This is a genomic window from Bradyrhizobium sp. NBAIM18 (assembly GCF_020193825.1).
Lineage (GTDB): Bacteria > Pseudomonadota > Alphaproteobacteria > Rhizobiales > Xanthobacteraceae > Bradyrhizobium > Bradyrhizobium yuanmingense.
This window is the reverse complement of sequence record NZ_JADYVO010000014.1, coordinates 48,487-72,430: the sequence shown is the minus strand read 5'-3', so window position 1 is coordinate 72,430 and position 23,944 is coordinate 48,487. Positions and strand designations below refer to the sequence as shown.

Sequence of the window (23,944 nt, the reverse complement as noted above, 5' to 3'; positions counted from 1 at the left end):
GTTCGCGACGACTCTCAGCAGGAGTTCGAGCGTTTGGAGCCTGCATCGCGCCGAAGACCTGACTTTGCCGCGGCCAAGGCCGCGGCGAGCTCGTCGATGTGATAGGGTTTGGCCAATATGGCGATGCCCGCGCTCTCCGCTTCATGGACCGAGGCTTCGGCGTATCCGCTGGTCAGCAATATCGGTATGTCGCTTCGTCTTGTCCTGACCTCGCGCGCGAGCTCGACCCCATTCATGCCGCCCGGCATCATGATGTCGGAGAAGATCAGATCGATCTGACGGCCATCCGCCAGGGCACCAAGGGCTGCCGCGGCACTGGAAGCGCGTGTGACCTCGTAGCCGAGCTGACCGAGCATCTCGCTGACCAGCGCGGCAACCTCGTTATCGTCCTCCACCAGCAGGATCTGCCCCTGATTGCTCTTTTTCGGGCGCACCCTGGTGAGGTCGATGAGGTGTCGCTCGTCGGAAGGCGTCTCGAAGGATCGCGGCAGGTACAGCTCGATGCTCGTGCCTCGTCCGACCTCCGATTGAATTCGCACCGTGCCCCGCGACTGCGTCGCAAATCCATGGACCTGTGCGAGTCCCAGTCCCGACCCCTTGCCGATGTCCTTGGTCGTGAAGAACGGCTCGAACACCCGCGACATGATCTCCGGGGGCATGCCGACACCGGTGTCGACGACGGACAAGCGGACATAGTCGCCGGCAATCTCTCCCTCGTTCAGGTCGGGTAGATTGTCGCCGCGCACGATGATCGTGCCGCCATTGGGCATGGCGTCGCGGGCGTTGACGGCCAGGTTGAGGATGACCAGCTCGAGCTCGCCGGGGTCGACCTCCACCGGCCAAAGCTGCTCCGGAAAGTCGAACTCGACATGGACGTCGCCCCTCAGGCTGCGATCGAGCAGTTCACGCATTCCGCCGATCTGCGCGGCGACGTCGACGGGCTGCGGCCGCAGCTTCTGCCGTCGGGAAAATGCCAGAAGCTGCTTGGTCAGGCTGGCACCGCGCTGCGCGGCCTGGATCATCCCGTCCATCAGGCGGCGACGGCGGTTCGGATCCGTCTGGCGGTCGAGCATGTCGAGCCCGCCGGAAATCACCATCAGCAGATTGTTGAAATCATGGGCGACACCACCGGTGAGCTGGCCGATGGCCTCGATCTTCTGCGCCTGCCGGAGCGTTTCCTCGACCCGGATGCGCTCCTTCATCTCGAGCCGAAGCTGCTCGTTGGCTTCTTCCAGCGCTCGGGTCCGTTCGACGACGAGCTTTTCGAGCTCCTGCGCGGTCTGTTCGCGCGCTTCCAGCAAGGCCCGGATTTCATATTGGCGCCGGCGTGCGCGCATCGCCGATTGGATGGCGCTGGTCAGTGTAATCGGCTGAACCGGCCGCTCGAGCAGCGACACGTTGCGAAGAAGCTGGACGATACTGCGTCGCCACGCGACCACTGCCGGCCGCTCCCCGTGGCTGGTGAGAACGACGAAAGGCAGATCGGACCACGGCGGCTGGCCGGCGATCCAATGTGCCAGGGCCGCGGTGTCCTTGCCGAACAATCCTTCCTCGGCAAGAAACACGGCGCCGACGCCTGCCGTCATTTCGGCAACGAGTTCGGCCAAGTCCCGGCAATTGACCGCCTCGAGGTTCGCGCTTCGCAAAAGTTCGGCTGATGCCGGTCCGTCGCGGCCGACCGGTGCGAAGACGAGAACGCGGTGATCGCGCTGCGCGCTCATTCGAGCGGCCCCTCCGGGAGGACCGTGCCGGTATAGCGCGGATTGCCGGAAAAGATGCCGCTGAATTCAACGAGTGGCGGGCCGAGCTTGATCCCGGTGCCGCCAAGTCGAAATTCGCGAATGCCGTGCTCGTGGCCGCCGCTGCGCTTCTTGACGACCGACAAGGCGCGGCGAACTGTTCCGGCGAACTCGAAATAGCGCAGCATCACGACGGCATCGCTCAGATAGCTGAGGTCGAGCGGCGTATCCATGGGACCGACAAGCCCGTGCTGGGCGAGGATGAGGATTGTGAGCACGCCCTGCTGGGCCAGATAGCTGAGCAGTTCATGCATCTGCAGAACGAGAAAGCGTTCGTCCGGCATCGCGTTCAGATAGCCGTTCAAGCTGTCGATGACGATGATGCGGGCATTGTCGACCTCGACGCTGCGGCGAAGCGTTGCCGCGAACTCACCCGGCGACAATTCGGCAGGGTCGATCTGCTGAAACCGGATCTTTCCGGAGGCGAGGTGCTCGTCCAGCGGCAGCCCGAGCGTCCTGGCGCGTGCCTCAACCGTTCCGCGTCCTTCATCGAATGCGAAGAACACGGCGTGCTCGCCGCGTTGCGCCGCCGCGATGGCGTAGGTCAGCGCAAGTGACGATTTGCCGACGCCGGCCGAGCCGAGGAAAAGCGCGTTAGTGCCGCGTTCGAGCCCGCCTCCGAGGAGCTGGTCGAGCTCGGGGTTGCCGCTGGACACCATGTCGCCATCGAATGATCTGTGATGTTCGGCCGCGACGAGCCGCGGAAAGATGCGCAGGCCGCCTTGCGCGATCGTAAAGTCGTGGAAGCCGCCGCGAAAACGGATGCCACGCATCTTGATCACGCGAAGCCGCCGACGCTCGGCACCGTAGTCGATGGCCAGCTGCTCGAGCATCACCACGCCGTGCGCGATCGAATGCAGTTGCAGATCATCCTGGGAGGACGACAGATCGTCGAGCAGAACAACCGTGCAGTTGCGATTGGTGAAGAAGTGCTTCAGAGCCAAAACCTGTCGCCTGTAGCGAAGCGGGTTCTGCGCCAGCAGGCGCAATTCGGACAGGCTGTCGAGCACCACGCGGGTGGGATTGATCCGTTCGACCTCCTTGAAGATCAGATTGGTGGTCTCGCTCAGCTCCATCTCGGCAGGATGAAAGACGGTGAGCTCACGGTCGGGATCAAGCGTCGTTTCCGGCGGGACGAGCTCGAAGACGTCGACGCCCTCCAGCGACCAGCCGTGCCGCTGCGCGACCACAGTGAGCTCGCTCTTGGTCTCGGAGAGCGAAATGTAGAGAACGCGCTCGCCTTCGCGCACGCCCCGAAGCAGGAATTGGAGCGCAATCGTTGTCTTGCCTGTACCGGGCCGGCCTTCGTAGAGATACATCCGGTTGGCATCGAGACCGCCGCCGAGGATGTCGTCCAGCCCTTCGCTGCCGGTCGAAACCCTCGGCAAATCCCTGAGGTCGCTGCCCGGAGCAGCCGCGGATTGACCGGTCATGAACCCCCCTTACGCGTATCTTCCCAAAGCTCTCCATGCGCTCCCAGCGCATGCCGGAGCCGGATGACTGAAAAGGTCCGTCTAAGGAACTCCGATGTCGGGGCTGAGTTCCCGTCCCGAGACGCTTCGGACGGTCAGGCGACCGCTTCGTTGCCGCTCAGACTGTGCCGACCCGTGGATGGTGTCGGTTCAAAAATGAACACAAACGGTCCGCTCGCCGGTCCATCCCGTTGCTGCCCTCACTGCCGGATGCGGTAGATCACGACGTCCCCGCCATGACGGTTCTTGCTCCGCTCGAGAAGATAGTTCGATTTCTCCAGCACGCGGCGGGATGCAGTGTTGCCGACATAGACGATGCCGATGAGAGACGGCAGTGCGAGCTGTGACAGCCCGATGTCCGTCAGCGCAGTCGCGATCTCGCTTGCAAATCCCTGGCCCCAGAATTCGCGCTTCAATGCGTAGGCGATCTCGATCTCGTCGACATCGTCGACGAGAACGTGTCGAATGCCCGCCCGCCCGGCGTAAGCCCCGTCTGCCGTTCGCAGCGTCCAGAGTCCGAAGCCGTGCTGATCCCAATGGGCCATGTTGGTCGCAAGATAGGCTTTTGTGACCTCGGGCGTCCGCACCCCGCCGAGATAGCGGGAGACCTCCGGGTCGCAATGCAGCGCGACGAGCTCGGCGAGGTGATTCTCGCGCAACCGCTCGGCGGTCAGGCGGGCGGTGCTGAAATGGTCCACGGAGACAGATCGCCGCTTTCGTGGCGTGTCGTCGGTCATGCTGCTATCGCTGCGGGCTGATCCTGCCATCATGCCCCTGTTTTGCCCGACGGGTCAACGGACGCGGCCGGGTGGTTTGTTGCCTCGCGCGCAACCCATTGATTTCACGACCCCCGGTCTACTGTGCATGGGGTTGTTTTCGCAGTTTTGTTTTGGAAGGGGCTACCCCGCCCCCAGCGCGAGGGCGACGTTGTACGTCACGAGGCTCGCCGCATAGGCCAGCACCAGCATGTAGGCGAAGGTGACCCCCATCCAGGCCCAGCTGCCGGTCTCGCGGCGGATCACGGCGAGCGTGGAGGCGCATTGCGGGGCGAAGATGTACCAGGCCAGCATCGACAGCGCGGTCGCGAGCGACCATTTCGTCGCCAGCACCTGGCCGATCTGCTCGACCGCTTCACTGCCGCCTTCGATCGCATAGACGGTGCCGAGCGCCGCGACCGCGACCTCGCGTGCAGCCATGCCCGGGATGAGCGCAACCGCGATCTGCCAGTTGAAGCCGACGGGCGCGAGCAGGGGCTCGAGCGCCTTGCCGATCATCGCCGCAAGGCTGAACTCGATGGCCGGCCCGGTCGCGCCCGCCGGCGGCTGCGGGAACGAGGCCAGGAACCAGATCAGCACCATCATCGAGAAGATCGTGGTGCCGGCGCGCTGCAAGAACATCTTGGCGCGGGTGTAGATCCCGATCGCGATGGATTTCAGCCGCGGCATCTTGTAGTCCGGCAGCTCCAGCATGAACGGCGCCGGCGCAAAGTCGCGCAGCATGAAGAACTTGATCAGGAACGAGACGACGAGCGCGCTGACGATGCCGGCGGCATAGAGGCCGAACATCACGAGGCCCTGCAGATTGATGAAGCCCCAGACGTCCCTGGCCGGGATGAAGGCCGAGATGATCAGGGTGTAGACCGGAATGCGCGCCGAGCAGGTCATCAGCGGCGCGATCAGGATCGTGGTCAGCCGGTCGCGCTTGTTGTCGATCACCCGCGTCGCCATGATGCCGGGAATGGCGCAGGCAAAGCTCGACAGCAGCGGAATGAAGGCGCGCCCGTGCAGGCCGGCGCCGCCCATGATGCGGTCCATCAGGAACGCCGCGCGCGCCATGTAGCCGAAATCTTCCAGGAGCAGGATGAACAGGAAGATGAGGATGATCTGCGGCAGGAACACGATGACGCTCCCGACGCCGGAGATCACGCCGTTCTGAAGGAAGCTTTGCAGCAAGCCGTCGGGCAGGGTGGCCTGCACCAGCTCGCCGAGCGAGTCGAAGCCGGACTTCAGCAGCTCCATCGCCGGCTGCGCCCAGGCGAACACCGCCTGGAACATCACGAACAGGATCAGCGCCAGCACGATCAGCCCGCCGACCGGATGCAGCACGATCGCGTCGATCCGTGCGGTCCAGGTGTCGGGGCGAGCAGGCAGGCTGACGCAGTCGGCGATGATGCGGTCGGCCTCGCGTTGGGTGGCGCGCAGCTCGGAGACGCCGAGCGCGCGCCAGCTGTTCTCCACCGGCTCGGCGGCGAGCGCTGCGGAAATCTCGTCGGTCAGCTTGAGCAGGTCGGCCGTGCCGCCCTTGCGCACTGCGATCGAGGTGACCACGGGCACGCCGAGCTCCTTGGCGAGCCGCTCGACGTCGACAGTGATGCCGCGGCGGCTTGCGATGTCGAACATGTTGAGCACGAGGATCATCGGCCGCCCGGTGCGCTTCAGCTCCAGCAGCAGGCGGATGGTCAGGCGCAGATTGGTGGAATCGGCGACGCACAGCACGAGATCGGGCAGGGTCTCGCCGGAGGCCTTGCCGAGCACGAAGTCGCGGGTGATCTCCTCGTCCGGGCTGCGGCCGCGCAGCGAATAGGTGCCGGGCAGGTCGACCACGGAGACCTGGCGGCCGAGCGGGGTGACGAAGAAGCCTTCCTTGCGCTCGACCGTGACGCCGGGATAGTTCGCGACCTTCTGCCGGCTGCCGGTCAGCGCGTTGAACAGCGAGGTCTTGCCGCTGTTGGGCGTGCCGACCAGGGCGAGATGCAGCAGCGGTGCTTCCATGGGATCAAGGGCCTGGGGGCAGATTGCGGTCGCGCGTCAGGCGACGATGATGGCCATGGCTTCGCGACGGCGGACCGCGATCGTGGTGCTGTCGACCCGTACCGCGATCGGATCGCGTCCGACCAGCCCCTCATGCAGGATCTCGACCCGGGCGCCCTCGACGAAGCCGAGTTCGATCAGGCGGCTCTCGAGCTCGACGTCCGAAAGCGCCGAGCCAGCCTCTTTGGCGGCAAGGTGTTGGATGACGCCGGTATAGCCGCGCTGGGCCAGACCCAGCGGCATGTGCGAATGCGTATCAGTGGTGTCGGTCATGCCCTGTATTTTCAACGCCGGGCATTGAGGTCAAGCGTGCCCGCGCGCCGAAGCTGCACCTTAGAGCGATTTTAAAGTGCAGAGGCCGGGGCGCCGTCGCGGGCGACCCCGACGGCTACTGGGCCGGGACCTTGTCCGGCTGGGCGGCCATGGCGCGGCTCTTGAAATAGTCCAGGACGAAGAGGCGGATCGCCGACGACAGATTGCCCTGCTGGCGGTTGTTGTCGATCTCGCCGACCAGCTCGGACAACGTCATGTTGCGCAGGCCGGAGATCTCTTTCATGCCGTTCCAGAACGCCTCTTCCAGGCTGACGCTGGTCTTGTGGCCGGCGACGACGATAGATCGTTTCACGACCGGCGACTTCATGGCTGCTCCTCGCGATCGATCCGGTGCTGGTCCAGATGCTCCTTGGCCTGGTCCGCCCGCTTCGCCTCGGACGACCGTTCCGCCTTCGTGCGCCCGAACTTCGCCCGGTTGGCGTCCGCCTGCTTCGCCGAGGCTTCCCGCTCGACGCGCTTCCTGAAACGATTCAGGTTGATGACGTTCCCCATGCCGCGTCTCCATCATCCGCTCCTCTTCAGGCAGGATGAAACATTCAGAAACAGGGCGCCACATTGCGCCGCAGAAGACTTGATCGCCATTCGCTCGTCCTCGTCAATCGGCCCTTGGGCCATCAAACGATGAATTTCGCCCCGTCGAGGGCAGTGGAGCTGCGTAACATGCCGCTCCGCCGCAACATTGACGGTAATCAAATCCCGCCCCCAAAACCGCATATTTTTGGGCGCCGAGCGTCCGTATCATTACGGATGGCTATCGGAATTCGGAATCATCCCGGGCTGATCATCTTCTCGGCGCGCACCAGGCGGTCGAACTCGTCGGCCGAGACGAAGCCGAGCCGCAGCGCCTCCTCCTTCAGCGTGGTGCCGTTGGCATGCGCCGTCTTGGCCACCTTGGCGGCGTTGTCGTAGCCGATCTTCGGAGCCAGCGCCGTCACCAGCATCAGCGAGCGCTGCATCAGCTCCTTGATGCGCTTCTCGTCGGCGCGGATGCCGCTGACGCAATGTTCGGTGAAGGAGCGCGCGGCATCCGCCATCAGGCGGATCGAATGCAGCATGTTGTAGGCCAGCACCGGCTTGTAGACGTTGAGCTCGAAATGACCCTGGCTGCCGGCGACCGTGATCGCGGTGTGATTGCCGAACACCTGGCAGCACACCATGGTCATCGCCTCGCACTGGGTCGGGTTGACCTTGCCCGGCATGATCGAGGAGCCGGGCTCGTTCTCCGGCAGGATCAATTCGCCGAGGCCCGAGCGCGGGCCCGAGCCGAGTAGGCGGATGTCATTGGCGATCTTGAACAGGCCGGTCGCGACCGAATTGATGGCGCCGTGCGCCAGCACATAGGCATCGTTCGAGGCCAGCGCCTCGAATTTGTTGGCGGCGCTGGTGAAGGGGAGCTTCGTAATCCCGGCAACGTGCTTTGCGAACAGCTTGGCAAAGCGCGGCTTCGAGTTGAGGCCGGTGCCGACGGCTGTGCCGCCCTGCGCCAGCGGATAGAGGTCCTTCACCGCGATCTTGAGCCGGGCGATGCCGCTTTCGACCTGCGCGGCATAGCCGGAAAATTCCTGACCGAGCGTCAGCGGCGTCGCATCCTGGGTATGAGTGCGGCCGATCTTCACGATCTTCGAAAACTCCCTCTCCTTCTTGCGCAGAGCGCGCAGCAGCTCGCCGAGGGCAGGGACGAGATCGGCATTGATGCGGCTTGCCGCCGCGATGTGCATCGCGGTCGGGAAGGAGTCGTTCGACGACTGGCTCATGTTGACGTGATCGTTGGGATGCACCGGCTTCTTGGCGCCGAGCTCGCCCCCGAGCAGCTCGTTGGCGCGGTTGGCGATCACCTCGTTGAGGTTCATGTTGCTCTGGGTGCCCGAGCCGGTCTGCCACACGACAAGCGGAAAATGGTCGTCAAGTCTGCCTTCGATCACCTCGCGCGCGGCGCGGATGATGGCGTTGGCTCGGCGCCGATCGAGCAGGCCGAGCTCGAGATTGGACTGCGCGGCGGCGAGCTTGACCATGCCGAGTGCATGCACGAGCGAGAGCGGCATGCGGTCGGTGCCGATGCGGAAATTCTGGCGCGAGCGCTCGGTCTGCGCCCCCCAATAGCGGTCGGCGGCGACCTCGATGGGACCGAAGCTGTCGGTCTCGGTGCGGGTTGCGGGGCGGGCAGTCTTCGAGCGGGACGCTTTGGCCATGAGCACATCCATTCTGCCGCGCGAAACGCCGCGCGGCCTGTTCATGTGCTCTTCTATATAGACAGTTGGCCGGGGGCGATGGCTCTGCGCCCAACCTAGATCATTTCTTGCGGAAACGATCGAGCCGCACGACCTCGGCGCCGCCCTGGCTCGGCGGCGGCGGCTCGTCGGCAGCTTCCGGCTTCTCCGCGGCAGGTGCCGGCACCGATACGGCCGATGGCGCGGGCGCTGCCGGCAGATTGTCCGGCGCGACCTCGGCGACGTCGGAGGTGTCGAACTGGAGACCGAACTTCACGGACGGATCGAGGAAGCTCTTGATGGCACTGAACGGCACCACGAGCCGCTCCGGAATGCCGCCAAAGGACAGGCCGACCTCGAAACGGTCCTCGAGCACGGTCAGGTCCCAGAACTGGTGCTGGAGGATGATCGTCATCTCCTCCGGATATTGTGCGAGCAGCCGCGGCGACAGCTTCACGCCTTCGGCCTTGGACACGAAGGTGATGAAGAAATGATGCTCGCCCGGCAGGCCATGGGCTGCGGCATCGGTCAGCACCTTCCGCAGCACGCCGCGCAGCGCATCGCGGGCCAGCACATCGTATCGGATATGATCGGTCGCCATGGTGGTCCTGTTGCATCCAAGCAGCCGGACCCTGCCGATCCGACTCGCCAAGTCGCAATAGTACCGCGCCTGACGGGCGAGCAGGAGTCCCCGCCGGGGAAGAATCAAAGAGTAAAGTGGAGGCTTCTGTTGCCAGGTGCCTCCGAACCCCGCCTAGCGGAGCTTAACCCGCTAGGACTTTAGAGTGGTCTTTCAAACTGCGTTACGCAGCCTGAGCAACCGGAGCAAAGTTGTCGTTGGCAACTATTGCAGTAGCCCGATAACGGCGGAACAATACCGGGAAAAAGTACGCCCTTTACGCCCTCGTCGATCCTATTTCGCCCCCGCCAAAGCCCAGCTTCGGGCACGCCCGATGGTGGGCTTTGGTGGAGGCGCCGGGTACCGCCCCCGGGTCCGAATGGTTTATTGCGACGACCGTTTATTTCCATAGCCGGCGAACCGGCACCCCCAATATAGGGGGCAAAGCTTTCGAAAAACAGAGGGTTGGAGGCGCAATCCCGCAGTTCCCTTTGGATAGGCTTCGGAGTGCCGGGCCTATCGCGGCTCTGGCCTTTGCCAGAGGTCGCCGGCCCGATGTGCCGAATCCTTGCGCATCTCCTGCCCGGCAGTCCCGATCGTTGCGGCCTTGCGCATGATGACGCTGCTGCTCCAGCGAACGGACAATGTCAGTCTCAGCGACGTTTAATTTCCTGCGGCGGAAAGTAGCTGCGTGACGAGCCGCAAGCCGACTGGGCGCTGATCTCCACTTCGGCCCGATCTCGCTCTTCGCCGTCGCCGCCGCGCCGTCACTGCGCGAGACCCACTGCACCGCGGTTGAGGCGAAGCACCAGAGGCCGACCAGGACAACGATCCGACCTCGCAGGACTTGCCAGGTCCGAACGCTTATCGTGACGTTAATCGGGCCGATCCAGCAATTTGCTGCACTGCATCTGACCGCGGTGGTTGCGGTGGTCGCGTCCATCTCGCGCATCAATCCCCTCTGGCTTTTGCTTGCCGCGGCGTGTTGGGTTTTGCTGGCATTGTCTGATGAAAATCGCTAGGCAGTGATCCGGGCGGGTATCCAGTTCCAGCCGATTTAGAACAACAGTGCTCGTGACTTACAGGTCGCGGAGGAGACAGGCATGGCCGACACGATGGGCCACTCAGCGACGGCCACCCGAAACACCCGGGTGGCGCTCGGCTTTTGTCTGCTGGCGATTGCGCCGCAGATTTTCGAATTGATCTGGTCGATCGGGACGATTTTCGGCTGGGGGACCGGCCGCGGTCCGGCGGCGGTCGTCACCGGTCATGCGACGGCGCTGCTGGCCGGCGCGCCGAGCGCCCTCTTCGGATCGTTCGGCGGCGGCGCCAAGAAGATGTCGTCCGAGGTGCTGCTGGCGCTGATCTATTCCTATCCGCTGTTTGCGGTGGCGATCCTCACGCTGTTTATGAACATCCGCTCGGCGCAAGATTATGTCGGCGGCGTCGTGCTGATGGCCGTCGCCCTGTTCGCGCTGTGGGCATCGAGCGATTTGCAGGGCATGCGTGGCTTCTCCTTCGGTGCGGGCACTGCGCCACGTATGTTCGGTGGGCTGCTAGTTGCCCTGTCTGCCGGCATCGCCTTGACCGGCCTGATCACGGAGGGACCGGCGCTTGCGCATTATTCCTGGCGCGGGCCGCTGTTCGTGGTGGCGGCGATCCTGTTCTTCGCCCTGTCGATCCGGTCGCTCGGTCTCGTTGTCACGGCCTTCTCGAGCTTCATGATCGCGGCGACGGGCTCGCACGAGACGCGCTGGCTGGAAGCGGTGATCGTCGGCGCCTGCCTGACGGTCGGCTGCGCAATCCTGTTTCCCTATGTGCTCGGGCTGCCGATGCCGATGTATCCGCGTTTCCTGATCCAGTGAGGGCGTGATGGATATCTTTGCCAATCTTGCTCACGGCTTCGCCGTCGCGTTCTCCCCGATCAACCTGTTGATGTGCCTGATCGGCGCCCTGGTCGGAACGCTAGTCGGCGTTCTCCCTGGCATCGGCACCATCGCCACCGTCGCGATGCTGCTGCCGATCACTTTCGGGCTGCCGCCAGTCGGCGCGCTGATCATGCTCGCCGGCATCTATTACGGCGCGCAATATGGCGGCTCGACCACGTCGATCCTGGTCAACATACCCGGTGAGGCGACATCGGTCGTGACCGCCATCGACGGTCACCAGATGGCCAAGCAGGGCCGCGCCGGTCCGGCGCTCGCGATCGCCGCGATCGGCTCGTTCTTCGCCGGCTGCGTTGCGACCATCCTGATCGCACTGCTCGGCGCACCGCTGACGAAACTCGCGCTGGCGTTCGGTCCGGCCGAATACTTCTCTCTGATGGTGCTCGGCTTGATCTTCGCGGTGGTGTTGGCCAAGGGCTCGGTGCTGAAGGCGATCGCGATGATCGTGTTCGGCCTGTTGCTCTCGATGGTCGGTTCGGACATCGAGACCGGCGCCTCGCGCATGGCCTTTAACATTCCCGAGCTCGCGGACGGTCTCGGCTTTGCGACCGTGGCGATGGGCGTGTTCGGCTTTGCCGAGATCATCCGCAACCTCGACCACGGCGCCGAAATGAACCGCGATCTGGTGCAGCAGAAGATCACCGGACTGATGCCCACCAGGAAGGATCTGGCCGATGCGACGCCGCCGATCCTGCGCGGCACCGTGCTCGGCTCGATCCTCGGTATCCTGCCCGGCGGCGGCGCGGTGATCGCGTCCTTCGCGGCCTACACGCTCGAGAAGAAGCTCTCAAAGACCCCGTCCCGGTTCGGCCGCGGCGCGATCGAGGGCGTGGCGGGGCCGGAGAGTGCCAACAACGCCGCGGCACAGACCTCGTTCATTCCGCTGCTCACCCTCGGCATCCCGCCGAACGCTGTGATGGCGCTGATGGTGGGCGCGATGACCATCCACGGCATCGTGCCCGGTCCGCAGGTGATGCAGAAGCAGCCGGATCTGGTCTGGGGCATGATCGCTTCGATGTGGATCGGCAATCTGATGCTGATCATCATCAACCTGCCGCTGGTCGGAATCTGGGTGCGGCTGTTGCGCGTGCCCTATCGGCTGATGTTCCCCTCGATCGTGATCTTCTGCGCGATCGGCATCTATTCGGTGAACAACGCGCCGGTCGACGTCATCCTCGCGGGCGTCTTCGGTCTCGTCGGCTATTGGCTGATCAAGCACGATTTCGAGCCGGCGCCGTTGCTGCTCGGCATGGTGCTAGGACCGCTGATGGAGGAGAACCTGCGCCGGGCGCTGCTGATCTCGCGTGGCGACTGGAGCGTGTTCCTGACGCGCCCGTTGTCGGCGGTGCTGCTTGCGGTCGCGGCAAGCCTGCTCGTCCTTACGGTGCTACCTGTATTGCGCGCCAAGCGCGACGAGGTGTTCACCGAGTCCGAGAACTGAGGTCGTGCGCGCCGAGTCGGCTCGGTCCTGCGTCGGCGCGCCGCATTCGGAAGTCGAATCGACTTGTGTTACGGCTTTGTGAAATGGAAATGCCGGCCTTTGGGCCGGCATTTTATTGTGTCCAAAGGGAGGATCGCCATGACGTTCATTCGCGCGCTTACAGGCGCATGTGCAGCAGCGATAGCATCGCTGGGCGCCTTCATCGCAACGGCTGAGGCGCAGACCTATCCGACGCGCAACATTACCGTGATCGTCCCGTTCGCAGCCGGCGGGCCGACTGACGTGATCTCACGCATCGTCACCGGGCACATGGCGCAAACGCTGGGGCAGAGCATCATCATCGAGAACGTGGTCGGTGCCGGCGGCACCACCGCCACGACGCGTGCCGCGCGTGCGGCCAACGATGGCTATACGCTGATCACCGGGCATATGGGCACGCATGCCGCCTCCGTGCCGCTCTATCCGAAGCTGGCCTATCACCCCGAGAAGGACTTCGAGCCGATCGCATTGCTGGCCGGTACGCCGATCCTGATCCTGGCGCGCAAGGACTTTCCGCCGAAGGATCTCAAGGAGTTCGTCACCTATGTGAAGGCGAATGCCGAGAAGGTGAATGCCGCGCATGCAGGCGTCGGTTCGGTTTCGCACGTCTCGTGCGAACTCCTCCACTCCATCCTCGACATCAAGCCCGTCGGCGTGCCGTTCAACGGCACGGGACCTGCGATGAACGCGCTGGTGGCGGGTCAGGTCGACTACATGTGCGACCAGATCGTCAACGCCGTCCCGCAGATCAATGCCGGCACCATCAAGGCCTATGCGATCGCCACGGCCGAACGAAACCCGTCGCTGCCGAACGTGCCGACCACGGCGGAAGCCGGCCTGCCGGCATTCCAGGCTCAGGCCTGGAACGCGATGTTCGCGCCCAAGGGAACCTCGCCCGCGATCGTGGCAAGCGTGAACGCCGCTGCCGTCAAGGCGCTCGACGACGAGACGGTGAAGAAGCGCCTGCTCGAGCTCGGCAGCGTCATCCCCGCGCCGAAGGACCGAACCCAGGAGGCGCTGGCGACCCTCGTCAAGAGCGAGATCGCGAAGTGGAGCCCGGTGCTCAAGCCGGCGAATTAAGCGAAGGCGATCAAGGCGCTAGGCGAGGGGCGGAACGCTGAGTTCCGCCCCTTGCCGTTTGTGCCGGGAACACTCACTTTTCCGGGTATAATCGACGGCGACAGCGAATCGCCGCTGTCGTAGCGCTGGGGGTGTCGCTAAGTTCGCCGCCTCCCCAAAGGCTCAGTCGCAACATGCACCAGTATCAGGACCTGCTCGAGCGGATTCTTTCCGACGGCGCCGAGAAGACCGACCGGACCGGCACCGGCACGCTCTCGGTGTTCGGCCATCAGATGCGCTTCAATTTGTCGGCCGGCTTCCCGATGCTGACGACCAAGCGGCTGCCGCTGAAGGCGATCGTGCATGAACTTCTCTGGTTCCTGAAGGGCGACACCAACATCAAATATCTGCGCGACAACGGCGTCACCATCTGGGACGAGTGGGCGGACGCCAATGGCGATCTCGGCCCGGTCTACGGCCATCAATGGCGCTCCTGGCCCACGGCCGACGGACGCAGCATCGACCAGATCGCCAATGTCATCGACATGATCAAGCGCACGCCTGATTCCCGCCGCCTGATCGTCACCGCCTGGAATCCGGCCGACGTCGAGAAGATGGCGCTGCCGCCCTGCCACCTGCTGTTCCAGTTCTATGTCGCGAACGGCAAGCTGTCCTGCCAGCTCTATCAGCGGTCGGCCGACGTGTTTCTCGGCGTGCCCTTCAACATCGCCTCTTACGCGCTGCTCACCATGATGGTCGCGCAGGTCACAGGCCTGAAGCCCGGCGACTTCGTGCACTCGCTCGGCGACACTCATCTCTATTCCAACCATCTGGAGCAGGCGAGGCTGCAGCTCGGCCGCGCGCCGCGCGCGCTGCCGGTGATGCGGATCAATCCTGAGGTAAAGGACATCTTCTCTTTCCGCTACGAAGACTTCGAGCTCGTCGGCTACGATCCGCATCCGCACATCAAGGCGGAAGTGGCGGTCTAGCGCCCTATGTCGCTCACCATCCGCCGTGCACGGCCCGAGGAAGCCGGGCTCGTTCTCTCCTTCATCCGCGAGCTCGCCGAGTACGAAAAGCTGTCGCACGAGGTCGAAGCGACCGAGGCTGACATCGCCGACGCGCTGTTCGGCGAGAGGCCGCAGCTCTATTGCGCGATCGCGGAGTGGAACCGTGAGCCGGTCGGCTTCGCGGTGTGGTTTCTCAATTTCTCCACCTTCAGCGGCCGTCACGGCATCTATCTCGAAGATCTCTATGTGCGGCCGTCGCATCGGGGCAAGGGCCTCGGCAAGGCGCTGCTGGCCTATCTCGCCAGGGAATGCGTCGACAACGGCTGGTCGCGCCTGCAATGGGCGGTCCTCGACTGGAACGCGCCCTCGATCGCGTTCTACAAATCGATCGGCGCGGTCATGATGGACGACTGGACGCTGTGCCGGGTCACGGGGCCTGCGCTGACCCAGCTTGCCGGGAGCTCTGCCTGATGGAGATCGTCTTCGTCGTCGCCATCGCGGAGAATGGCGTCATCGGCGCGGGCAATGCGATGCCGTGGCGATTGAAGTCCGATATGGCGCGCTTCAAGGCGCTGACGATCGGCAAGCCGGTGATCATGGGCCGCAAGACCTTCGAGACCCTGCGCCGGCCGCTGCCGGGTCGCACCAACATCGTGGTCACGCGCGATCCGGCCTATCGCGCCAATGGCGCCATCGTCACGAGATCGCCAGCGGATGCGGAGGCAGTCGCGCGCGGCGACGCTCTGCGGCGTTCGGTCACTGAGATCGCGGTGATCGGCGGCGCCGAGATCTACCGGCAATGGCTCGGTCGTGCCGATCGTCTCGAGATCACCGAAGTGCACGCGCGCCCCGAAGGGGACACGCATTTCGACATCGACAAGGCGGAATGGGACGAGGTCGAACGCATCCGCCATCCGGCCGGCCCCGACGACAGCGCCGACCTGTCCTATGTGACATATCGTCGGCGGCGCGGCCATTAACCGCTTTTGCCAATGTTTACATTGACTTTTTCGTGCCCGAGCATAGCTCGGAAGACGGTCATGGCTGCGTTGTAAGGGACTTGCCTGTCCCCTATAAAGCCGGACCGGACAAAGCGGGCGGTGGCAATTCCACCCTGCCGAGGAGAACGTCGAATGCCGTGGAAGAATCAGGGCGGTGGCCCGTGGGGCTCGGGTCCAAAGGGACCGTGGGGCTCAGGCCCGCAACCGGTCGGGCCGAGGCCGCCGGATCTGGAAGACCTTCTGCGGCGCGGCCAGGACCGCCTCCAGCAGATCATGCCGGGCGGTTATTTCTCCGGCATCGGCATCACGCTGATCATCCTGCTGATCGTCGCATTCTGGCTGCTGTCGGGCTTCTTCCGCGTGCAGTCCGAAGAGCTCGGCGTCGTGCTGCGCTTCGGCAAGCATGTTCGCACCGTGCAACCGGGTCTGAATTATCATCTGCCTTATCCGATCGAGACCGTGCTGCTGCCGAAGGCACTGCGCGTCAACACCACCTCGATCGGCATGACGCTGATCGAGGATCCGGCGCGGCGCGGCCGCTCGATCCGGGACGTGCCGGAAGAGAGCCTGATGCTAACCGGCGACGAGAACATCGTCGACGTCGATTTCACCGTGCTCTGGCGCATCAAGCCGGACGGTGTCGGCGACTTCCTCTTCAACATCCAGAACCCCGAGGGCACCGTGAAGGCGGTCTCCGAGAGCGCGATGCGCGAGGTGATCGGGCGGTCTCAGATCCAGCCGATCCTGACCGGAGCGCGCAACGTCACAGAGCAGAATGTGCACGAGCTGATCCAGAGGACTTTGGACAGCTATGGTGCCGGCATTCAGATCACCCAGGTGCAGATGCAGAAGGTCGATCCGCCCGCGCAGGTGATCGACGCCTTCCGCGACGTCCAGGCGGCCCGCGCCAATCAGGAGCAGCTGCAGAACGAAGCGCAGACCTATGCCAACCAGGTTGTCCCCCAGGCGCGTGGACGCGCGGCCAAGATCCAGCAGGATGCCGAAGGTTACAGGGAACAGGCTGTCGCCGAGGCCAAGGGTCAGAGTGCACGCTTCCTGAAGGTTTACGAGGAATACAAGAAGGCGCCCGACGTGACGCGTGAACGGATCTACTTGGAGACGATGGAGCGCGTGCTCGGCGGGGCTGACAAGCTCGTCTATGACGGTGGCCCCTCGGGCCAGGGCGTCGTGCCCTATCTGCCGCTTCCCGAACTGGCGCCAAAGCGGACACCTACGACCGGTCCGCAGTCGAGCGGAGGCACCCGATGAAGTCTCCGGTCACAGGTTTTGTCACGCTGCTCGCCCTCCTGTTCGTCGTGATCGTCGGCTACATGTCGTTGTTCACCGTGCAGCAGACCGAGCAGACGATCGTGCTCCAGTTCGGCAGGCCGGTCGACGTCGTCACCGCGCCCGGCCTGCACTTCAAGGCGCCCTGGAACTCGGTGATCAACATCGACAAGCGGATTCTCGATCTGGAGAACCCGTCGCAGGAGGCGATCGCCTCCGACCAGAAGCGGCTCGTGGTCGACGCCTTCGCGCGCTATCGCATCAAGGACGCACTGCGCTTCTATCAGAGCGTCGGCTCGATCCAGGCCGCCAACATCCAGCTCACCACACTCCTAAACGCGGCGCTGCGCCGCGTGCTCGGCGAGGTCACCTTCATCAACGTGGTGCGCGACGACCGCGAGAAACTGATGCTGCGCATTCGCGACCAGCTCGACCGCGAGGCCGATGGCTACGGCATTCAGGTCGTCGACGTCCGGATCCGCCGCGCCGACCTGCCGGAGCAGAACAGCCAGGCGGTCTACCTGCGCATGAAGACCGAGCGTGAGCGCGAGGCCGCCGAGTTCCGGGCACAGGGTGGGCAGAAGGCCCAGGAGATCAGGTCCAGGGCCGACCGCGAGGCGACCGTCATCATCGCTGAGGCCAATTCGCAGGCTGAGCAGACCCGTGGTGCGGGCGATGCCGAACGCAACCGCCTGTTTGCAGAAGCCTACGGCAAGGACGCCGACTTCTTCGCCTTCTACCGGTCGATGACGGCCTATGAGAACGGGTTGCGTGCGAACGATACCCGCTTCCTGCTCCGGCCGGAGTCGGATTTCTTCCGGTACTTCGGTAGCCCGTCCGGCAGGACGCCAACCGAGACGCAGGCGAAGCCGTAAGCCAGACAAAGGGCGGCGGATTTCGCCGCCCTTCGTCCAGACAAGAACAGCATAGCGGGAGGTTCCATTCCGATGAGGTCCATTGCGGTCGCCGACTTCCTCATCGGCCTAGGCATCCTGTTCGTCCTCGAAGGCTTGATGTTCGCGGCCAGTCCAAACTGGATGCGCAAAGCCATGAAAAGCGCCATCGCCACGCCGGACAACATCCTGCGGGCGGTCGGGATCGGCTCGGCCGTGGCCGGCCTGGTCCTGATCTGGGTTATGCGGCGCCCGATTTAGGCCTTCGGCCCAACGCCAAAGTGAAGGCGCCAGACTGGTTTTCGCCGTATTATCGGGCTCTTGAGGCCCGTTAAGCTCCGCGCTTGCGCCGCGCCCCCGTTAGAGCGCAGTCTGGCGCCGAATCCCTTTTGCCTGGAGATCACAATGACTGCTGCCACCATTGCCCCGTCCCGCTCGCGCCGCCGCGCGCGATTTGGTGTTCGACTTGGGCTGGTTGCGCTCGCCATCGGTGCTTGCGGCGCGTTTGGCGCGCCGGCTCATGCGCGTGGACCGGATGGCATCGCCGACGTCGCCGAGAAGGTGATCGACGCGGTCGTCAACATCTCGACCTCGCAGAACGTCGAAGCCAAGGGCGGGGGCAGCAACTCGATGCCGCAGCTGCCGCCCGGTTCACCCTTCGAAGAGTTCTTCGACGATTTCTTCAAGAACCGCCGGGGCCCCGGCGGCGGCAGCAAAGGCGGCGAGAACAACGCGCCGCGAAAGACCAACTCGCTCGGAAGCGGCTTCATCATCGACACGGCGGGGGTCGTCGTCACCAATAACCACGTCATTGCGGATGCCGACGAGATCCACGTCATCCTCAACGACGGCACCAAGATCAAGGCCGAGCTGGTCGGCGTCGACAAGAAGACCGATCTCGCCGTGCTCAGGATCAAGCCGACGAAGCCGCTGGTCGCGGTGAAGTTCGGCGATTCCGACAAACTGCGGCTCGGCGACTGGGTGGTCGCGATTGGTAACCCCTTCAGCCTCGGCGGCACGGTGACGGCGGGCATTGTCTCGGCCAAGAACCGCGACATCTCGTCGGGACCATACGACAGCTACATCCAGACCGACGCGTCCATCAACCGGGGCAATTCCGGCGGCCCGCTGTTCAACCTCGATGGCGACGTCATCGGCGTCAACACGCTGATCATCTCACCGTCCGGCGGCTCCATCGGCATCGGCTTCGCCGTGCCGTCGAAGACAGTGGTTGGCGTCGTCGACCAGCTCCGCCAATTCGGCGAGCTGCGCCGCGGCTGGCTGGGCGTGCGCATCCAGAGCGTCACGGACGAGATCGCCGAGAGCCTCAACATCAAGCCCGCGCGCGGTGCGCTGGTCGCCGGCGTCGACGACAAGGGCCCGGCCAAGCCCGCCGGCATCGAGCCCGGCGACGTCGTCGTCAAGTTCGACGGCAAAGACGTCAAGGACCCGAAGGACCTGTCCCGCGTCGTCGCCGACACCGCGGTCGGCAAGGAGGTCGACGTCGTCATCATCCGCAAGGGCAAGGAAGAGATCAAGAAGGTCACGCTCGGCCGCCTGCAGGATCCCGACAAGGTGCAGGCAGCGGTGAAGACCGACGAACCGGCGCCGGAGAAGCCGGTGACGCAGAAGGCGCTCGGCCTCGATCTCGCAACGCTGAGCAAGGATCTGCGCACGCGCTACAAGATCAAGGACAGCGTCAAGGGCGTGGTCGTCACCAATGTCGACGCCAATTCGGATGCCGCCGAGAAGCGCCTGTCCGCCGGCGACGTCATCGTCGAGGTGGCGCAGGAGGCGGTGTCGAGTGGCGGCGACATCCAGAAGCGGGTCGATCAGCTCAAGAAGGACGGCAAGAAATCGGTGCTGCTGCTGGTCTCGAACGGCGAGGGCGAGCTGCGGTTCGTCGCGCTGAGCGTGCAGTAAGGGGCGCTGTTCGCCCCACACTCAACTGTCATGCCCCGCGAAGGCGGGGCATCCAGTACGCCGCGGCTTCTCGGTTCTAGTTCGCTGTCTCTGGAATACTGGATCGCCCGCCTTCGCGGGCAATGACAGCGAGAGGGGAGGCTTTACCCCTCCACGAACTCTTCGCGCCGATACCCCTGCGCATAGAGCAGCGCGGTGAGATCGCCGTGATCGATCCGCGCGGCCGCGGCGGCAGCCACCGCCGGCTTGGCGTGATACGCCACGCCCAGACCCGCCGCCTGGATCATCGCGAGATCGTTGGCGCCGTCGCCGACCACGACCGAGTCGATGTCGTCGAGATCGAACGATTCCATCAGGTCCACCAAGGTCGCGAGCTTCGCCGCGCGGCCCAGGATCGGCTCCTTCACTTCGCCGGTGAACTTGCCGTCGCGCACGACGAGCTCGTTGGCGCGGTTCTCCTGGAAACCGATCTTGGCGGCGACCGCGCGCGTGAACAACGTAAAACCGCCGGAGACGAGGCAGGTATAGGCGCCGTTCGCACGCATGGTGGCGACCAGCTCGCGGCCGCCCGGCGTCAGCGTGATGCGCTTGGCCAGGACCTCGTCGACCGCGCTGGCGGGCAGGTCCTTGAGCAGCGCGACGCGCTCGCGCAGCGCCGGCTCGAACTCGATCTCGCCGCGCATCGCACGCTCGGTGATGGCAGCGACATGCGCCTTGACCCCGACGAAATCGGCGAGCTCGTCGATGCATTCCTGGCCGATCATGGTGGAATCCATGTCGGCGAGAAAAAGCTTCTTGCGCCGGAAGCCGACAGGCTGCACGACGATGTCGATGGGCAAATCGCCGCGGAGCTCGCGGAGCCGCTGCTCGATGGCGTTGCGGTCGCTTTCGAGGTTACTGTCCGCGCCGAAGGGGATGTCGACCGCAACCCCGTCGAACAGCCAGTGCGCGGGCGCCGCCTGCGGCAGCACGGCGCGGGCGCCATCGACGATGGTCGAGTCGAGCGCGGGATTGTCAGGGTTGCAGATCAGCGTGGCGACGAGGGACATTTGAGGTTTTCGTGAGCGAGGGGTATTCCAGCAAGGCCGTGCTTATCGCAGGCCCGACCGCCAGCGGCAAGTCGGCGCTGGCGCTGGAGCTTGCGCGTGCCGCCGGCGGCGTCGTCATCAATGCCGATTCCATGCAGGTCTATCGTGACCTCCGCATCATCACGGCGCGGCCGACCGCGGCGGACGAGGCGCTCGTGCCGCATCGTCTCTATGGCCACGTCGATGCCGCCGTGAATTTCTCGGCCGGTGCCTGGGTAAGCGATGCGGCGAAGGCGCTCGACGAGGCGAGTGCGCAGCGACAGCTGCCGATCTTCATTGGCGGCACCGGGCTCTATTTCAAGGCGCTGACCACAGGTCTCTCCGCGGTGCCGCCGATCCCCGCCGAGCTGCGCGAGGATGTGCGCGCGCGGCTGGAACGGAACGGCGTCGAAGCGCTGCACGCGGAACTCGCAGTCCGCGATCCGCGCGCGGCCGAGCGATTGAACCTGCGCGACCGCACCCGCATTGCCCGCGCGCTCGAGGTGATCGAGGCAACCGGCCGTTCGCTGCTCGATTGGCAGCGGGAGGGACAGCCACCGCTATTGCCCAAGGACAGATTTCGCGCGGTCTTCCTCGCGCCCGAGCGTGACGAGCTCTATGCCCGCATCGATGCCCGTTTCGATGCCATGCTGGGCGCCGGCGCGCTCGAGGAGGTCGAGCGGCTCGCCGCCAGGCATCTTGATCCGCTGCTGCCGGCCATGAAGGCCCATGGCGTGCCATCCTTGATCCGGCACCTGCGCGGCGAGCTCAGCCTGGAGGAGGCCGCCAGCATTGGCCGCGCCGATACCCGCCATTACGCCAAACGGCAATTCACTTGGTTCCGGCACCAGCTGCCGGACTTCGAATGGGTGAGGCCGGAGCAAGCGAGCGGATGGCTCGCCGCGGCCGTGCCGGCGGAACGGCGCACCGACTGACGCGCTTTTGTGCCGGGTTCCCGAATTTACCTCTCGCCGAACCCGGGGAACACCGCTACACTGCCAAAATCGCGCGGGAACGGCCGCATTGCCTTGACATCCAAGGTTTGGCCGCTATGTTTCGCGCAACCTTTGGGAAGCCGAGCGCCGTCATGCGTAACATTATTACCAAACTCCTTATCGCCGTCGTACCCAGGCACACCGCCGGGGGTGGCTAGCTGCCATCCACATGACAGGCGGTGTGCATGGGCCCTCTTCAGGGCCTTTTTTATTTCCCGAACCCGACACGAATGAAGCCGCTGACAACAGCGCATCCGGAGCAAGCCAATGAGCGACAAGAGCCACGATCCGAACCAGATGACCGGCGCCGCGATGATCGTCCGCGCACTCATCGATCACGGCGTGACGGACATTTTCGGCTATCCCGGCGGCGCGGTGCTTCCGATCTATGACGAGATCTTCCAGCAGAGCGAGGTCCAGCACATCCTGGTCCGCCACGAACAGGGCGCGGGCCATGCCGCCGAGGGCTATGCGCGTTCCACCGGCAAGCCGGGCGTTGCGCTCGTGACCTCCGGCCCCGGCGCCACCAACATGGTGACGCCGCTGACGGATGCGCTGATGGACTCCATTCCGCTGGTCTGTATCTCCGGCCAGGTGCCGACGCATCTGATCGGCAACGACGCGTTCCAGGAATGCGACACCGTCGGTATCACGCGTCCCTGCACCAAGCACAATTGGCTGGTGCGCGACGTCAACGATCTCGCCAAGGTGCTGCATGAGGCCTTCTACGTCGCCACCTCGGGCCGTCCGGGCCCGGTGCTGGTCGACGTTCCCAAGGACGTGCAGTTCGCCACCGGCACCTACCATCCCCCGCGCAAGTCCGACGTGCACCGCTCTTACGCGCCGCGCGTGAAGGGCGATGCGACGCAGATCCGCAAGGCGGTCTCGCTGCTCGCGAACGCCAAGCGTCCCGTGATCTACAGCGGCGGCGGCGTCATCAATTCCGGCTCCGAGGCGACCCAGCTGTTGCGCGAGCTGGTTGAGGTCACCGGCTTCCCGATCACCTCGACGCTGATGGGCCTCGGCGCCTATCCGGCGTCGGGCAAGAACTGGCTCGGCATGCTCGGCATGCACGGCACCTATGAGGCCAACATGACCATGCATGATTGCGACGTCATGCTGTGCGTCGGCGCGCGCTTCGACGACCGCATCACCGGCCGCGTCGATGCGTTTTCGCCCGGCTCGAAGAAGATCCACATCGACATCGATCCGTCCTCGATCAACAAGAACATCCGCGTCGACGTGCCGATCATCGGCGATTGCGGCAACGTCCTCGGCGACATCCTCCAGGTGTTCAAGGCGGAGGCGAAGAAGCCCGACATCAAGTCGTGGTGGCAGCAGATTGCGCAATGGCGCGCCCGCAACTCGCTCTATTACAAGAGGAGCAGCGACGTCATCCTGCCGCAACACGCGATCCAGGCCTTGTTCGAGCAGACGCGCGGCAAGGATGCCTACATCACGACCGAGGTCGGCCAGCATCAGATGTGGGCGGCGCAGTTCTACGGCTTCGAGGAGCCGCATCGCTGGATGACCTCGGGCGGTCTCGGCACCATGGGCTACGGCCTGCCGGCCGCGGTCGGCGTTCAGGTGGCCCATCCCGACAGCCTCGTCATCGACATTGCCGGCGATGCCTCGGTGCAGATGACGATGCAGGAGATGTCGACGGCGGTTCAGTACGAGCTGCCGATCAAGATCTTCATCCTGAACAACCAGTACATGGGCATGGTGCGCCAGTGGCAGCAGCTGTTGCACGGTAACCGGTTGTCGCATTCCTATTCCGAAGCGCTGCCGGATTTCGTCAAGCTCGCGGAGGCCTACGGCGCCGTCGGGCTTCAGGTGCACAAGCCGGCCGATCTCGACGGCGCCATCAAGGAGATGATCTCGGTCAAGCGCCCGGTGCTGTTCGACTGCCGCGTCGCGGCGCTCGAAAACTGCTTCCCGATGATCCCCTCCGGCAAGGCCCACAACGAGATGCTGCTGCCGGAGCAGGCCAACGACGAGGCGACCGCGAAGGCATTCGCCGGCGGCAAGGCGTTGGTGTGA

Annotated in this window: 23 protein-coding genes and 1 other RNA gene; 13 read left to right on the top strand and 11 right to left on the bottom strand. The window is 64.5% G+C overall.

From position 1 onward, the window contains the following. Nucleotides 1-14: 14 nt before the first annotated feature. The 10 genes from I6F17_RS26175 to ssrA all read right to left on the bottom strand — a co-directional run bounded on the left by I6F17_RS26175 (nt 15) and on the right by ssrA (nt 9,704). Nucleotides 15-1,721, bottom strand: a complete 1,707-nt coding sequence (locus I6F17_RS26175; protein ID WP_225131742.1) for an ATP-binding protein — start codon at nt 1,719-1,721, stop codon at nt 15-17. After that, nucleotides 1,718-3,232 carry an ATPase domain-containing protein gene (locus I6F17_RS26170; RefSeq protein ID WP_225131741.1) on the bottom strand — a complete coding sequence of 505 codons (1,515 nt, stop codon included), beginning with the start codon at nt 3,230-3,232 and terminating at the stop codon, nt 1,718-1,720. Before I6F17_RS26170 ends, I6F17_RS26175 begins: the two co-directional genes overlap by 4 nt. Before the next feature lie 239 nt (nt 3,233-3,471). Continuing rightward, complete coding sequence (locus I6F17_RS26165) at nt 3,472-3,969, bottom strand: GNAT family N-acetyltransferase (protein WP_036037439.1); 498 nt, start codon at nt 3,967-3,969, stop codon at nt 3,472-3,474. Between the two features lie 201 nt (nt 3,970-4,170). Next, nucleotides 4,171-6,042, bottom strand: coding sequence for a ferrous iron transporter B (locus I6F17_RS26160; RefSeq protein ID WP_225131740.1), 1,872 nt, complete (start codon nt 6,040-6,042; stop codon nt 4,171-4,173). Between the two features lie 36 nt (nt 6,043-6,078). After that, the gene (locus I6F17_RS26155; protein WP_036037441.1) at nt 6,079-6,354 is read right to left on the bottom strand and encodes a FeoA family protein; all 276 of its coding nucleotides are present in this window, start codon (nt 6,352-6,354) and stop codon (nt 6,079-6,081) included. A 115-nt stretch (nt 6,355-6,469) separates the two neighbouring features. After that, on the bottom strand, nt 6,470-6,721 hold the full coding sequence (locus I6F17_RS26150) for a ribbon-helix-helix domain-containing protein (RefSeq protein ID WP_025038043.1): 252 nt from the start codon (nt 6,719-6,721) through the stop codon (nt 6,470-6,472). Beyond that, nucleotides 6,718-6,906: a DUF4169 family protein gene (locus tag I6F17_RS26145; protein ID WP_109144934.1), complete on the bottom strand. Its 189-nt coding sequence runs from the start codon at nt 6,904-6,906 to the stop codon at nt 6,718-6,720. Before I6F17_RS26145 ends, I6F17_RS26150 begins: the two co-directional genes overlap by 4 nt. 275 nt (nt 6,907-7,181) lie before the next feature. Further along, nucleotides 7,182-8,615, bottom strand: a complete 1,434-nt coding sequence (fumC, locus tag I6F17_RS26140; protein ID WP_225131739.1) for a class II fumarate hydratase — start codon at nt 8,613-8,615, stop codon at nt 7,182-7,184. 88 nt (nt 8,616-8,703) lie between these two features. After that, a complete protein-coding gene (locus I6F17_RS26135; protein WP_157284719.1) occupies nt 8,704-9,222 on the bottom strand; it encodes a ClpXP protease specificity-enhancing factor SspB in 519 nt (172 codons plus the stop codon). Nucleotides 9,223-9,337: 115 nt separating this feature from the next. Continuing rightward, nucleotides 9,338-9,704, bottom strand: a transfer-messenger RNA (tmRNA) gene (gene ssrA / locus I6F17_RS26130). A 405-nt stretch (nt 9,705-10,109) separates the two neighbouring features. Here ssrA and I6F17_RS26125 point away from each other — a divergent pair. The 11 genes from I6F17_RS26125 to I6F17_RS26075 all read left to right on the top strand — a co-directional run bounded on the left by I6F17_RS26125 (nt 10,110) and on the right by I6F17_RS26075 (nt 19,839). Further along, the gene (locus I6F17_RS26125) at nt 10,110-10,262 is read left to right on the top strand and encodes a hypothetical protein (protein WP_225131738.1); all 153 of its coding nucleotides are present in this window, start codon (nt 10,110-10,112) and stop codon (nt 10,260-10,262) included. A gap of 81 nt (nt 10,263-10,343) precedes the next feature. Continuing rightward, nucleotides 10,344-11,105, top strand: coding sequence for a tripartite tricarboxylate transporter TctB family protein (locus tag I6F17_RS26120; protein WP_036037445.1), 762 nt, complete (start codon nt 10,344-10,346; stop codon nt 11,103-11,105). A 7-nt stretch (nt 11,106-11,112) separates the two neighbouring features. Further along, on the top strand, nt 11,113-12,627 hold the full coding sequence (locus I6F17_RS26115) for a tripartite tricarboxylate transporter permease (protein ID WP_036037446.1): 1,515 nt from the start codon (nt 11,113-11,115) through the stop codon (nt 12,625-12,627). 138 nt (nt 12,628-12,765) lie between these two features. Next, complete coding sequence (locus I6F17_RS26110; RefSeq protein WP_036006574.1) at nt 12,766-13,746, top strand: tripartite tricarboxylate transporter substrate binding protein BugD; 981 nt, start codon at nt 12,766-12,768, stop codon at nt 13,744-13,746. A 173-nt stretch (nt 13,747-13,919) separates the two neighbouring features. Beyond that, nucleotides 13,920-14,714 carry a thymidylate synthase gene (locus I6F17_RS26105; protein ID WP_225131737.1) on the top strand — a complete coding sequence of 265 codons (795 nt, stop codon included), beginning with the start codon at nt 13,920-13,922 and terminating at the stop codon, nt 14,712-14,714. A 6-nt stretch (nt 14,715-14,720) separates the two neighbouring features. Next, nucleotides 14,721-15,206 (top strand): GNAT family N-acetyltransferase, encoded by a 486-nt coding sequence (locus I6F17_RS26100; protein WP_036037448.1) that lies wholly within the window; start codon nt 14,721-14,723, stop codon nt 15,204-15,206. Beyond that, nucleotides 15,206-15,715, top strand: a complete 510-nt coding sequence (locus tag I6F17_RS26095; RefSeq protein WP_036037449.1) for a dihydrofolate reductase — start codon at nt 15,206-15,208, stop codon at nt 15,713-15,715. The genes I6F17_RS26100 and I6F17_RS26095 overlap by 1 nt, the downstream gene beginning before the upstream one ends. A 153-nt stretch (nt 15,716-15,868) precedes the next feature. Further along, entirely contained in the window at nt 15,869-17,005 is a 1,137-nt protein-coding gene (gene hflK / locus I6F17_RS26090) for an FtsH protease activity modulator HflK (protein ID WP_225131736.1), read from the top strand. Then, a complete protein-coding gene (locus I6F17_RS26085; protein ID WP_036037453.1) occupies nt 17,002-17,898 on the top strand; it encodes a protease modulator HflC in 897 nt (298 codons plus the stop codon). The genes hflK and I6F17_RS26085 overlap by 4 nt, the downstream gene beginning before the upstream one ends. 72 nt (nt 17,899-17,970) lie before the next feature. After that, the gene (locus tag I6F17_RS26080; protein WP_036037455.1) at nt 17,971-18,177 is read left to right on the top strand and encodes a DUF2065 domain-containing protein; all 207 of its coding nucleotides are present in this window, start codon (nt 17,971-17,973) and stop codon (nt 18,175-18,177) included. 144 nt (nt 18,178-18,321) lie between these two features. Then, nucleotides 18,322-19,839: a Do family serine endopeptidase gene (locus tag I6F17_RS26075; RefSeq protein WP_225131735.1), complete on the top strand. Its 1,518-nt coding sequence runs from the start codon at nt 18,322-18,324 to the stop codon at nt 19,837-19,839. A 143-nt stretch (nt 19,840-19,982) separates the two neighbouring features. Here I6F17_RS26075 and serB read toward each other — a convergent pair whose 3' ends face one another. Beyond that, nucleotides 19,983-20,888: a phosphoserine phosphatase SerB gene (gene serB / locus I6F17_RS26070; protein WP_225131734.1), complete on the bottom strand. Its 906-nt coding sequence runs from the start codon at nt 20,886-20,888 to the stop codon at nt 19,983-19,985. A gap of 11 nt (nt 20,889-20,899) precedes the next feature. On the opposite strand from serB, the gene miaA reads away from it, so the two are divergent. Both miaA and I6F17_RS26060 read left to right on the top strand, forming a co-directional pair. Beyond that, nucleotides 20,900-21,841, top strand: a complete 942-nt coding sequence (gene miaA, locus I6F17_RS26065; RefSeq protein ID WP_225131733.1) for a tRNA (adenosine(37)-N6)-dimethylallyltransferase MiaA — start codon at nt 20,900-20,902, stop codon at nt 21,839-21,841. Between the two features lie 327 nt (nt 21,842-22,168). Next, nucleotides 22,169-23,944 carry an acetolactate synthase 3 large subunit gene (locus I6F17_RS26060; RefSeq protein ID WP_225131732.1) on the top strand — a complete coding sequence of 592 codons (1,776 nt, stop codon included), beginning with the start codon at nt 22,169-22,171 and terminating at the stop codon, nt 23,942-23,944.